The following is a 12,642-nucleotide window of genomic DNA, read 5'->3' on the forward strand; positions in this document are numbered from 1 at the left end:
ACACTTTTACAGAAACAGATAGAGGCGAACTTGCTGAACATTCTGCCCCTCGTGCGCGCCAGAAATACGCACTTCGCTCTGCGCCTGCACCAGAACGCTGCGCACATCGTCATAAGGCAGCACATCCAACCCTTTTCCGTCATATCAGTAGAAGCGGTACTGCACCGTCACCGCCTGGGATGACGTATTGCGCAGTACCGCCCAAGCACTTCCGCCCTCACTGCGCGTGGTCAGATCGGGTTTTGATGCCGTAATCCCAGCGGACAACAGAGAAGCATCGAGCACTAACGTTTGCCGCTCATTGATGGCCAACACGGGTGGTGTGCTGGAACACGCAACAACCCCCAGCACCAATACAGCAGATAACAGGCCGCGCACAATCTGGAAGTTCATGAAGTTAGTCCGACAACAATGGCCCCAGAGGACGTCCACCCAGCAGGTGCATATGAATATGATAGACCTCCTGGCCGCCATGGCGATTGCAATTAACGATCAGACGATAACCGTCTTCATCAATGCCCTCGTCGCGCGCAATCTTGCTGGCGACGGTGAACAATCTTCCCAATGCCTGTTCGTGCTCAGGCAAAACATCGTTTACGTTCGGAATCAATACGTTAGGCACGATCAAAACGTGCGTTGGCGTGCGAGGCGCGATGTCACGAAAGGCCGTCACCAGTTCATCCTGATAGACGATGTCGGAAGGAATTTCCCGGCGGATAATTTTACTGAAAATGGTTTCTTCAGCCATGTTTGAGTTCCTTATAAACGTGTAACGCCGAATGGTTACGGCAGTATTAGTGACACTTTCGGTTGCTTTCAACCTTCTTTCTGTTTTTTCTTGTTCAGATGTTTGAATTTCGACTTTGTCACCGCAGGTCAGCGCCCAATAAAAAAGGGAGCTTACGCTCCCTTTATCACTCCCCGGACAACGAATCAGTGATTACGGATGTAATCGTCCATGTCCGTTTTCAGGTTGTCAGATTTAGTACCAAAAATTGCCTGTACACCGGAGCCCGCAACAACAACGCCAGCTGCACCCAGTTTTTTGAGGCCGGCCTGATCCACTTTGGCGACATCACCGACGCTCACGCGCAGACGCGTAATACAGGCGTCCAGATTGGTGATGTTTTCTTTGCCACCAAAGGCAGTCACCAGCGCCGCCGCCATTTCACTGTTGTTCTGCGCAGACTGTTCAGAGGTGCTCTCTTCGCGGCCCGGCGTTTTCAGGTTCAGTTTGGCAATCAGTACACGGAAGATGGTGTAGTAAGCCAGCGCGTAGCACAGGCCAACGATCGGGAACAGCCACAGATTACTGCCGTTGCCGCTCAGCACTACGAAGTCAATCAAACCGTGGGAGAAACTGGTGCCATCGCGCATGCCCAGCAGGATACAGATGGGGAACGCCAGGCCCGCCAGAATGGCATGGATCACGTAGAGGATCGGTGCCACAAACAGGAAGGAGAACTCAATCGGTTCAGTGATCCCGGTCAGGAACGAGGTCAATGCCGCAGAGAGCATAATACCGCCCACTTTAGCGCGATTTTCCGGCTTGGCGGAGTGCCAAATAGCAATCGCCGCCGCCGGCAGGCCGTACATTTTGAACAGGAAGCCACCCGCCAGTTTACCCGCAGTCGGGTCACCGGCCATGTAACGAGGGATGTCACCGTGGAACACCTGGCCCGCCGCGTTGGTGAATTCACCGATCTGCATCTGGAACGGCACATTCCAGATATGGTGCAAGCCAAACGGCACCAGCGAACGCTCAACAATACCGTACAGGCCAAATGCCAGCACCGGGTTCTGATAGGCAGCCCAGTGTGAGAACGTTTGGATTGCGGTCCCTACCGGTGGCCAGATAAAGGAGAGCACCACACCGGTGATAATCGCTGTAAGACCAGAAATGATCGGCACAAAGCGTTTACCGGCAAAAAAGCCCAGGTATTCCGGCAACTGGATACGGTAGAAACGGTTAAACATATAGGCCGCAATCGCACCGGCGATGATCCCACCGAGCACCCCGGTATCCGCCAGGTGTTCTTTGATGATCACCTCAGGCGGCAGTTGCAGCACCAGTGGAGCCACCGCTGCCATCGTTTTCACCATAATGCAGTAGGCAACAACGGCCGCCAGCGCGGAAACCCCATCATTATTGGTAAAACCGAGGGCAACGCCGATGGCAAAAATCAGTGGCATATTCGCAAATACGGAGTCACCCGCTTGCTCCATCACGCTTGAGACGATGGCCGGCAGCCAGCTGAAGTTGGCCGATCCGACACCCAGAAGGATACCTGCAATGGGCAATACGGAAACAGGCAGCATCAGCGACTTACCTACTTTTTGCAGGTTGGCAAATGCATTCTTGAACATAATTGAGTGTGCTCCTGAGTAATAGTGCTTTTACGGCGTTATAGCAACAAAAGGCGGGGAGGATACCCTTTGTTATTTGAGGGATTTATCCCTCTTTTAATTTTTACGCAGAGTAAAATAAATGGGTCATTCAATGTTTGACTGCTATCACGTTTCATTGCGCCAACAGATCGAGTAGCGCACAAAATCGCCATTTCTGTACGTAAAAGACGGGCACAACCTCTGTCACTGGTGGCGAAACAACCAACCAGCGCACAGATGAGCGTCAATTAATTACGCAGCACAAAAAAACTCGGCCATTTTAAACACTAAACGGCGGCGGTCAACTGCTGTGAATCGATGTGGAACAGGCGGGAAAAATTCTCTGTGGTAACCGCTGCTAATTGTGCAATATCAACACATTTTAGGACGGAAAGATACTCGGCAACATCGCGCACGTAGGCAGGCTGGTTCTCTTTACCACGAAACGGCACCGGGGCCAACCAAGGGGAATCGGTTTCAACCAGCAGGCGATCCAGTGGAACAAACCGGGCAACGTCACGAAGTTCGTCTGCATTACGAAACGTCACAATGCCTGAAAACGAGATATAGAACCCCATATTCAGCAGCGTGCGCGCCGTGGCAATATCCTCAGTGAAGCAGTGCAACACGCCACCACAGCGCTCAACTCCCTCTTCTTTCAGAATATCAAGGGTATCCTGACGTGCCGAGCGGGTATGCACGATAACCGGCTTGTTTAACTCACAGCCGACGCGAATGTGTTCGCGAAAGGAATCACGCTGTTGTGCCTGTGTTTCCGGCTGATAGTGGTAATCGAGGCCGGTTTCACCCATCGCCACCACGAGTGGATCAGCAGCCAGTTGGCGTAGCTCAGCATAATCATACGGTGCGTCCTGATTGAGAGGATGCACACCGCACGAATAAGCCACTCCAGGGCGATCGCCCATCAGTTCACGCATGGTGCGATAACCGGGCAGCGTGGTTGCCACCGCCAGCACAAAGCCTACGTCACGCGCCCGCGCTTTGGTCAACACATCAGACACATCTTTATGCAGAGATTGATAATCCAGACCATCAAGGTGGCAGTGCGAATCCACTAATAACATGCTATTTACTCAACGCTTATCAAACAGAGAAAGAAGGGAGAGAATTCAGGTTTGCCGTTTGGAACCGTTGTTCCCATTCCAGCAACACATCGGCCAACAGGAGTTCACGGTTTACGCCTGTCACCGTCAGGAGCTGATGACGGCAACGCAGCCAACGAGCAAGCACAGCGTCTATTTCCGTAGCGGGTAACAGGCTAGCTAACAGCGCTATCAGCGCATCCTGATCGAGGTTAACGCGCGCGCTCGCGGCTCCACGCTGTATTTTTAACGCATCCAGTAGCAGCGAGGAAAGCCAGTGAAGACGCTCCGGTGCGTTATCATGGTTCAGTTGCGGCAACAGCGAATAAAACGCACGCGCTGACACCGCGTTTGCCAGCGCCTGACATAATGCCGTGCGCTGGCGTGCGGTATCATCTTGCAGCAGGTGCTCAGCCGCCAGCGGCGCACCGGTCTGCAAACGCAGCGCGGTTTGCAGCGCCTGCTCAGACGCAGGGTGCCGTTTATTGAGCCAGACAACGCTTTGTGCTTCGCCAGGCGTAGGCAGATAAAGGTGCAGGCAGCGGCTGCGCAGCGTCGCCAGCAAACGTGTTGGCTCATGGCAACCCAGCAAAAAATAGGTCGCTTCTGGCGGTTCTTCCAGGGTTTTTAACAACGCGTTGGCCGCCGCTTCAGTCAACTGCTCACTGTTTTCAATCCATACCAGCTTGGCACCCCCCTGCCGTGAACGCTGATAGAGGTTTTCCAATACGCTGCGTATCGCATCAACCCCTAACGTCTGTTTGCCCTTTTCCGGGTTGAGGGCATACCAGTCCGGGTGCGTACCTGCCATCATCAATTTACAGGAATGGCATTCGCCGCAGCTTTTCATGCCCTCTGGCTTCTGGCACAGCACGCGTCTTGATAACGCATACACCAGCGATTCGCGTCCCATACCCGGCAACGCGTGCAGCAGCACCGCGTGGTGCGCTCGCCCCTCCTGATATCCCTCAATCAGTTGCCGATAGGGCCCATTCAGCCAGGGATACCATTCCATACTTAGCGCTCCTGTACCGACAACGGTGCAGCATCTTGTGCCTGTTGCTGACCAAGCCACTGAACCAGAGCGGCTTCAATATCCGCACTCACCTTGTCCAACGGTTTTGAGGCATCAATGGTAACGATGGTGGCATCGGTGGCAGCCAGCGCCTGATAACGTGCACGGGTACGGGCGAAGAAATCCAATGATTCCTGCTCAATGCGGTCGAGAGCACCGCGCTGGCGTGCACGCGCCAACCCCTGCTCCGGCGGAATATCAAGGTACAAAGTAAGATCGGGACGAAATGTGCCCAGCACGGTATCACGCAGTGACTGCATGAGCTGTTGATCCATACCACGCCCGCCGCCCTGATAAGCCTGCGAGGAGAGATCGTGGCGATCGCCAATCACCCAGTTGCCCCGCGCCAGGGCGGGTTTGATGACATTTTCCACCAGCTGTACACGCGCAGCATAGAGCATCAATAATTCAGCTTTATCCGTGATTCTCTCGTCGTCGGCACCCTGTTTTATCAGGTCACGTAGCCGCTCGGCCAATGGCGTACCGCCCGGTTCTCGGGTAAAAACCACATCCTGCACGCCGTGCGTACGCAATGTCGCTAATACGGTGTTCTGCGCACTGGTTTTACCTGCGCCTTCCAATCCTTCAATCACGATAAATTTACTGTTCATCCCGGTCCTTCAGCGTTGAGCGGTAAGCGCGCAATGCACGGTTATGATCGGCAAGGTTGGTCGTGAAACGGTGCCCCCCCTTCCCGTCCGCCACAAAATAAAGATAATCTGTTTTTGCCGGATGCGCGGCGGCTTCAAGTGCAGCTCGGCTCGGCATGGCGATTGGCGTCGGCGGCAACCCGGCAATCACATAGGTATTATACGGCGTGGCGGTGTCCAGTGCGCTACGCGTTATCACACCACGATAATCCTCACCCATACCATAAATCACGGTAGGATCGGTTTGCAGACGCATGCCTGCGCGTAGACGATTTACAAACACCGACGCGACCTGAGGGCGCTCCTCTTTAACTGCCGTCTCTTTTTCTACGATGGAGGCCATGGTCAGCAGTTCCTCAGGCGACGCATAGGGCAACCCCGTCTCGCGGTTTTTCCACACTCCGTCTACCACATTACGCATACGATGATGCGCACGCAGCAGCAGATCGCTGTCGCGCGTGCCTGCAGTGTAAAGGTAAGTGTCAGGGTAGAGCCAGCCTTCTGGGTTGTCCGCCTCTTTAATGTCCAGCAGTGCAGCAATCTCTTGCGGCGTTTTATCCTGTACGCTGTGCGTCAGGTAGGGTGCGGTTTTCAACGTTTCTAGCCAGTCACGCAGTCGCGATCCTTCGACAAAACGAATAGAGAACTGCGCCTCTTTGCCGCTCGCCAGCAACGCCAGCATCTCCCGTACCGTCATACCCGGCATCAGGCGATAGGTGCCCGCTTTGAACTTTTCCAATTCGGGCTCCACGCGCAGCAGCCACTGAAACAGCACCGTTGGAGGGATCACCTGCTGTTCTGTCAGCGAGGTTTCCAGCCCTTCTCTGCCGGTTCCGACCGGGAGGGTGAAAATGGTCTCCTGTTCAATCAACAGCGGCGAGCGGGCAAACTGTTGCAGGTTATGCCATGCAGCGCCGAGTGCCGAGGCGAGTACCATCACCACCAGCAGGGAAAATAGCGTCTTCTTTCTTTTCATCATTCAACCATCGACTAACCGTTAGGGCTCAGTAGTTGGTACAACGCTCTGGAGCGATAACACCAGGTATCAATTTGATTGACCGGAAGCACCGGCATCAATGCATTACAAACAAACACTTCATCAGCATCGGCGAGCGTCGTAACAGGTTCACGCACTAGCTGAAGCTGATAATCGGGATACTGAGCCAAGCGGGTCATCACCTGCTGACGAGCCACACCGCTCACACCCGCGAGTGACAAATCCGGCGTAAATACCTGATAGCCTTTGCACCAAAACAAATTAGCCGCACAGCATTCCACCAGGCAGCCCTCAGTGTCAAGCACCACCACGTCATCGACACCTTGCGCTTCCATCTCCTGGCGTATCAGGATCTGCTCCAGACGATTCAGGTGTTTAATGCCCGCCAATCGAGGATTGCGCCCCAACGTGACCGGACTGATGCCAAGAGTGATGCCCTGCTTGGGCCATTTGGTGTATTGAGCAGGATAGCCCGTCTGCATGACAATACGTGTCGGTTCGCTGCACGACAGCGTGCTGTAACCTCGTCCGCCACTACCACGGGTTACGATGGTTTTCACTACGCCTTGCTCCACGCACTGCGCCGCCCGCTCCATTTCGGCTTGCAGTCTATCCCATGCCGCAAACGGAATATGCAAACGCGCAGTGTCCTGACGTAACCGCGCCATATGCAATGGCAACCACACGATCTTGCCTTCCAGCACGCGTGCGGTGGTGAAGCACCCGTCACCATACTGGAGGCCACGATCGGTAACGGCTATCTGCTCTTGCGCCTGGCCATTTATCCAAAACATACGCTGTCCTCACCCACAGATTCATGAACGCCGATGCCAACAACGCCAAGGGTAGTGGCAACAGCGTGACGTTCAGAGTGCCAGTAACCCATGACGGCAACAAGTGGCGCGTTCTGAATTATGCCCTGCCCACAATGGTGAGTGACAGGCAAAAAAAAACCGGTTGCCCGGGCTTTTAGCGGTATCGCTGCGCCATTACACGCGGCGGAACACTAGTGAACCGTTAGTGCCGCCAAAACCGAAGGAGTTACACAGTGTGTATTCCATATCGGAAACCTGACGTGCTTCATGCGGTACAAAATCCAGGTCGCAACCTGCGTCCGGGTTATCCAGATTGATGGTCGGCGGAACAGCCTGATCGCGCAACGCCAGCGCCGTGAAGATAGATTCCACAGCACCCGCAGCCCCTAACAGGTGGCCGGTCATGGATTTGGTTGAGCTCACAATTACGCGGCTCGCTTGTTCACCAAACACAGATTTGACTGCGTGCGTTTCCGCCAGATCACCCGCTGGCGTAGAGGTACCATGCGCGTTGATATACCCAATCTGGGCCGAGGTAATACCTGCATCGCGCAGGGCATTTTGCATCGCCAACGCAGCGCCAGCGCCATTTTCCGGCGGTGACGTCATGTGATAGGCATCGCTGCTCATGCCGAAACCAACGATTTCGGCGTAAATTTTCGCGCCGCGTTTCTTCGCATGTTCATACTCTTCCAGCACCATGATCCCGGCACCGTCACCCAGCACAAAACCATCACGATCTTTATCCCACGGACGGCTTGCCGCCTGAGGACTGTCGTTACGTGTGGACAGTGCACGGGCTGCGCCAAATCCACCAACGCCCAGAGGCGTACTGGCTTTTTCCGCGCCGCCAGCAAGCATAATATCTGCATCGTTGTAAGCAATGATGCGCGCCGCATGGCCGATATTATGCACGCCAGAAGTACAGGCAGTGGCAATGGAAATACTCGGACCACGCAGTCCGAACATGATGCTCAGATGCCCAGCAACCATGTTAAAAATGGTGGAAGGGACAAAGAACGGACTGATTTTACGCGGACCGCCGTTCACCAGTGAACAGTGGTTCTCTTCAATGAGCCCCAAGCCACCAATACCGGAACCGATCGCCGCACCGAAGCGCGTCGCGTTTTCTTCCGTCACTTCAATACCGGAATCACGCATGGCATTAATGCCAGCAGCAATACCGTATTGGATAAAGGCATCCATCTTGCGCGCTTCTTTGCGCGAGATGAAATCCTCACTATTGAAATCCTTTACTAAGCCAGCAAAACGGGTTGCATAGGCAGTAGTATCGAAATGGTCGATCAGGCTGATGCCACTCTGACCGGCAAGAAGAGCACTCCAGGTGGACTCAACTGTATTGCCGACAGGAGTTAATATGCCCAGTCCGGTCACAACTACACGACGCTTAGACACGCTTGTCCTCCAGGGAGGGAAAATATGACACTGCGCGACAAAGAAAACTTAGGCGGTCGGGTGACCGCCTAGATATGTTCGCTTACTGCTGGTTAGCCTGAATAAAATCAATGGCTGCCTGAACAGTTGTGATTTTTTCTGCTTCTTCGTCTGGAATTTCAGTATCAAATTCTTCTTCCAGCGCCATTACCAGTTCAACGGTGTCAAGAGAATCAGCGCCGAGGTCATCAACGAAGGAAGCGTTGTTAACCACTTCTTCCGGTTTAACACCAAGCTGTTCAACGATGATTTTCTTAACGCGTTCTTCGATAGTGCTCATACTCTTAAATTTCCTATCAAAACTCGCTTTCGCGATGGTTTTTGTAGTGTATAAAATGTTGAAAAAGATGCAACAAAATCACGGCTGGTCTAACCACGATTTTGTGCTACTTTGCGGTTTTCACCGCAAATAACGCAAATAAATTCCGAGCTAATTAGATCATATACATGCCGCCGTTGACATGCAACGTCTCACCCGTAATATAACCAGCCTCATCGGAGGCCAAAAAAGCAACAGCACTGGCGATCTCTTTCGCGTCCCCAAGTCGGTTCGCAGGAACCTGGCTCAAAATGCCTGCACGTTGTTCTTCTGTCAATGCCTGCGTCATATCGGTTTCGATAAAACCTGGCGCAACCACATTGACAGTAATGCCACGTGAGGCAACTTCGCGCGCCAGCGATTTGCTAAAACCGATCAGGCCCGCTTTCGCTGCCGCATAGTTCGCTTGTCCGCCGTTCCCCATGGTTCCCACTACGGAGCCGATGGTGACGATACGGCCAAAGCGTTTTTTCATCATGGCACGTAACACCGCTTTTGACAGACGAAATACCGATGTCAGATTGGTGTCGATGATATCTTGCCATTCGTCGTCTTTCATTCGCATCAACAGGTTATCACGCGTAATGCCTGCGTTGTTGACCAAAATGTCGATTTCACCGAAATCCGCACGAATCGCTGTCAATACCGCTTCAACGGACGCCTGATCGGCGACGTTGAGCATATACCCTTTGCCATTGGCACCCAACCACTCGCTGATGGCTTGCGCGCCATTTTCGCTGGTAGCGGTTCCCACCACAGTGGCACCGCGAGCCACCAGCGTTTCTGCTATCGCACGGCCAATACCGCGGCTTGCACCCGTTACCAGGGCAATTTTTCCTTCAAAGCTCATGGTACTCTCCGTTTTATTGTTCCAAGGCCGCAGACAGTGAAGCCGGATCGTTAACTGCCGCCGCACTTAGGGTGTCAACAATACGTTTTGTCAGCCCCGTCAACACTTTGCCTGGTCCCACTTCCAGCAAGCTCTCAACGCCTTGAGCCGCAAGGTAGGAGACACACTCGGTCCAACGCACCGGGCTGTAAAGCTGTTTCACCAGCGCCGCACGAATGGCATCAGGATCGGTTTCGCTACGCGCATCAACGTTGTTAACCACTGGAATGGCTGGCGTAGTAACTGTAATCGTTTTTAACGCCTCTGCCAGCTTTTCTGCCGCAGGCTTCATCAACGCGCAGTGGGAAGGCACACTCACCGGCAGCGGCAACGCACGCTTGGCCCCGGCGGCTTTGCAAGCTACACCAGCACGCTCAACGGCTTCTTTGTTACCTGCAATCACCACCTGTCCCGGCGAGTTGAAATTCACTGGAGAAACCACTTGCCCCTCGGCAGAAGCTTCACAGGCAGCCGCAATAGCATCGTTATCCAGACCAATAATAGCGTACATCGCGCCCGTACCTTCCGGCACGGCTTCCTGCATCAGTTTGCCGCGCAGCTCAACCAGACGCACCGCTTCCTGAAAGTCCAGAGCACCGGCGCATGCCAGTGCCGAATATTCACCCAGGCTGTGGCCGGCCATCAGTGCGGGCTGTTTGCCGCCCTGCTGCTGCCACACCCGCCAAATCGCCACTGACGCCGTCAGCAGTGCCGGTTGGGTTTGCCAGGTTTTATTCAGTTCTTCCGCTGGGCCTTGTGCAGTGAGCTGCCACAAGTCGTAACCCAATACCTCAGAAGCCTGGGCAAAGGTTTCTTGTACTACCGGGTACTGTGCTGCCAGTTCAGCCAACATGCCGACTGTCTGGGAACCTTGCCCCGGAAATACCATTGCAAATTGCGTCATATTAAACGTCCCGTTTGATCAAAAACGAACCAGCGCAGAACCCCAGGTGAACCCGCCGCCAAAGGCTTCCAGCAGGATCAGCTGACCGGGTTTTATCCGTCCATCGCGCACTGCTTCATCCAGCGCGCTGGGTACGGAAGCAGCCGACGTATTGCCGTGGCGATCGAGTGTCACCACAACCTTGTCCATGCCCATACCCAATTTCTTCGCCGTGGCACTGATGATGCGCAGGTTAGCCTGATGCGGCACCAACCAGTCCAACTCGCTCTTGTCGAGTTGTGCGGCATGCAGCGTTTCTTCAACGATATGCGCCAGTTCCGTCACGGCTACTTTGAACACTTCGTTGCCAGCCATGGTCAGATAGGCAGGTTGATCCTGATGCGCACGATCCTGATGAGGCAGCGTCAACAGGTGGCCATAGCGACCATCTGCATGCAGGTGGGTTGACAAGATGCCGGGTTGTTCCGACTGGCCCAACACGACCGCGCCCGCACCGTCGCCGAACAGAATAATGGTACCGCGATCGGCAGGATCCAAAGTACGCGCCAGCGTATCTGAACCAATCACCAACGCGTAATCTACCGCGCCGTTTTTAATGTATTGATCGGCAATGCTGAGCGCATAGGTAAACCCTGCGCAAGCCGCGGCGACGTCAAAAGCGATAGTATCGCGGATATCCAGCATCTGCTGAATCTGACAGGCGGCACTCGGAAATGCGTGCGTAGAGGAAGTGGTTGCAACAATCAGCAAGCCAATCTTGTCCTTATCGATGCCCGCCATCTCCAGCACGTTCAGAGCGGCCTGATGTCCCATGGTCGCCACGTTTTCATCCGGCCCGGCAATGCGGCGCTCACGGATACCGGTGCGCGTCACAATCCACTCATCGGAAGTGTCGACCAATTGTTCTAAATCAGCGTTCGTCCTGATTTGTTCAGGCAAAAAACTGCCCGTTCCGATTATTTTAGTATACATGTACGCTCAGTCACTCTTGGGTAATACAGTTTTCAGGCGCGCCGCAATCTTGTCGGGAAGTTGCCGCTGCACCGCCTGCATTGCCTGTGCGATAGCGACGGCAAACGCCCGTTGGTTTGCCGCGCCATGGCTTTTTATCACGGTACCCCGCAGCCCTAACAGACATGCGCCATTATATTGATCAGGATTGAGATGACCGAACCGTTTCGCCAATCGCTTTTGGATAAAACGGCCGATCAACGTGAGCCACCACGCTTGCTTCGCTTTACGTCCGACATTCGTCGACGACGATTTGAGCAGTGACAGGAACATCCTTACCACGCCTTCCATCGTCTTCAATGTGACATTACCCACAAAGCCGTCACAGACCATCACGTCGGTTTTGCCCGTCAGTAACTCATTGCCTTCAAGATAACCAATATAGTTAATCGAGGGCGTATTCTTTAACTGCGCGGCCGCATCGCGAATCGCGGCCATGCCTTTGGTCTCTTCTTCGCCGATGTTCAGCAGTGCAACGCGCGGATTGTGCAGCGACAGCACCTCTTCGGCCATCACTGAACCCATCACGGCAAACTGTACCAATTGCGCCCTGTCACACTCGACGTTGGCACCCAGATCCAGCACCACCGTTTTGCCCTGCTGCTGATGCGGCAACACCGTCACCAAAGCAGGACGATCAATACCTTCCAACGGCTTGAGCAACAGTTTCGCCAGTCCCATCAAGGCACCGGTATTTCCGGCACTCACGCACGCCTGTGCCCTACCCGTTTTAATCAGTTCCAGCGCAATGCGCATCGACGTACCACGACTGGCACGGATCGCCTGCGACGGACGCGCATCACTCGCAATAACCGATTCAGCCGGCACAATTTCCAACCGGGACAGTAAAGCAGAATCGACTTTGGCGAGTAATGGATGAAGCGCAGCGGGATCGCCGACCAATAACAAGTGAAGACCCGGATTAGAAGCCAGTGCCTGCAATGCCGCAGGCACCGTTACGAAGGGACCGACGTCCCCGCCCATTGCATCTAACGCCAGTGTGAGGCGTGTCAAGGTATTGCCTTGCTAATAATTC

16 protein-coding genes are annotated in these 12,642 nt (G+C 54.1%); 1 reads left to right on the forward strand and 15 read right to left on the reverse strand.

The genetic code is table 11. The features are described 5' to 3' along the window. Positions 1-6 precede the first annotated feature (6 nt). The 9 genes from ACWWJF_RS24845 to pabC form a co-directional block, all read right to left on the reverse strand. Positions 7-129: a hypothetical protein gene (locus ACWWJF_RS24845; protein ID WP_455870838.1), complete on the reverse strand. Its 123-nt coding sequence runs from the start codon at positions 127-129 to the stop codon at positions 7-9. 15 nt (positions 130-144) lie between these two features. Then, positions 145-393 carry a DUF1425 domain-containing protein gene (locus ACWWJF_RS24850; RefSeq protein WP_455870839.1) on the reverse strand — a complete coding sequence of 83 codons (249 nt, stop codon included), beginning with the start codon at positions 391-393 and terminating at the stop codon, positions 145-147. A 4-nt stretch (positions 394-397) separates the two neighbouring features. Then, a complete protein-coding gene (gene hinT / locus ACWWJF_RS24855) occupies positions 398-748 on the reverse strand; it encodes a purine nucleoside phosphoramidase (RefSeq protein ID WP_455870840.1) in 351 nt (116 codons plus the stop codon). 185 nt (positions 749-933) lie between these two features. After that, positions 934-2,367, reverse strand: a complete 1,434-nt coding sequence (ptsG, locus tag ACWWJF_RS24860) for a PTS glucose transporter subunit IIBC (protein WP_455870841.1) — start codon at positions 2,365-2,367, stop codon at positions 934-936. Positions 2,368-2,675: 308 nt separating this feature from the next. After that, complete coding sequence (locus tag ACWWJF_RS24865) at positions 2,676-3,473, reverse strand: metal-dependent hydrolase (RefSeq protein WP_455870842.1); 798 nt, start codon at positions 3,471-3,473, stop codon at positions 2,676-2,678. A gap of 19 nt (positions 3,474-3,492) precedes the next feature. Next, positions 3,493-4,506, reverse strand: coding sequence for a DNA polymerase III subunit delta' (holB, locus tag ACWWJF_RS24870; protein ID WP_455870843.1), 1,014 nt, complete (start codon positions 4,504-4,506; stop codon positions 3,493-3,495). A 2-nt stretch (positions 4,507-4,508) separates the two neighbouring features. After that, on the reverse strand, positions 4,509-5,177 hold the full coding sequence (gene tmk / locus ACWWJF_RS24875) for a dTMP kinase (protein ID WP_455870844.1): 669 nt from the start codon (positions 5,175-5,177) through the stop codon (positions 4,509-4,511). Next, positions 5,167-6,192, reverse strand: coding sequence for an endolytic transglycosylase MltG (gene mltG / locus ACWWJF_RS24880; protein ID WP_455871265.1), 1,026 nt, complete (start codon positions 6,190-6,192; stop codon positions 5,167-5,169). The genes tmk and mltG overlap by 11 nt, the downstream gene beginning before the upstream one ends. A gap of 14 nt (positions 6,193-6,206) precedes the next feature. Next, positions 6,207-7,007, reverse strand: coding sequence for an aminodeoxychorismate lyase (pabC, locus tag ACWWJF_RS24885; protein WP_455870845.1), 801 nt, complete (start codon positions 7,005-7,007; stop codon positions 6,207-6,209). Positions 7,008-7,030: 23 nt separating this feature from the next. Here pabC and ACWWJF_RS24890 point away from each other — a divergent pair, with 23 nt between their 5' ends. Next, entirely contained in the window at positions 7,031-7,186 is a 156-nt protein-coding gene (locus tag ACWWJF_RS24890) for a hypothetical protein (RefSeq protein WP_455870846.1), read from the forward strand. Positions 7,187-7,202: 16 nt separating this feature from the next. Here ACWWJF_RS24890 and fabF read toward each other — a convergent pair whose 3' ends face one another. The 6 genes from fabF to plsX all read right to left on the reverse strand — a co-directional run bounded on the left by fabF (position 7,203) and on the right by plsX (position 12,620). After that, positions 7,203-8,444 carry a beta-ketoacyl-ACP synthase II gene (gene fabF / locus ACWWJF_RS24895; protein ID WP_455870847.1) on the reverse strand — a complete coding sequence of 414 codons (1,242 nt, stop codon included), beginning with the start codon at positions 8,442-8,444 and terminating at the stop codon, positions 7,203-7,205. An 82-nt stretch (positions 8,445-8,526) separates the two neighbouring features. After that, positions 8,527-8,763 carry an acyl carrier protein gene (gene acpP, locus ACWWJF_RS24900; protein WP_012765204.1) on the reverse strand — a complete coding sequence of 79 codons (237 nt, stop codon included), beginning with the start codon at positions 8,761-8,763 and terminating at the stop codon, positions 8,527-8,529. A gap of 154 nt (positions 8,764-8,917) precedes the next feature. Next, positions 8,918-9,652 (reverse strand): 3-oxoacyl-ACP reductase FabG, encoded by a 735-nt coding sequence (gene fabG, locus ACWWJF_RS24905; RefSeq protein ID WP_264643070.1) that lies wholly within the window; start codon positions 9,650-9,652, stop codon positions 8,918-8,920. 13 nt (positions 9,653-9,665) lie between these two features. Then, positions 9,666-10,595: an ACP S-malonyltransferase gene (fabD, locus tag ACWWJF_RS24910; protein WP_455870848.1), complete on the reverse strand. Its 930-nt coding sequence runs from the start codon at positions 10,593-10,595 to the stop codon at positions 9,666-9,668. Between the two features lie 18 nt (positions 10,596-10,613). After that, positions 10,614-11,567 carry a beta-ketoacyl-ACP synthase III gene (locus ACWWJF_RS24915; RefSeq protein ID WP_455870849.1) on the reverse strand — a complete coding sequence of 318 codons (954 nt, stop codon included), beginning with the start codon at positions 11,565-11,567 and terminating at the stop codon, positions 10,614-10,616. A gap of 6 nt (positions 11,568-11,573) precedes the next feature. After that, positions 11,574-12,620, reverse strand: coding sequence for a phosphate acyltransferase PlsX (gene plsX, locus ACWWJF_RS24920; protein WP_455870850.1), 1,047 nt, complete (start codon positions 12,618-12,620; stop codon positions 11,574-11,576). Positions 12,621-12,642: the final 22 nt, after the last annotated feature.

This window comes from Symbiopectobacterium sp. Eva_TO (assembly GCF_053848865.1).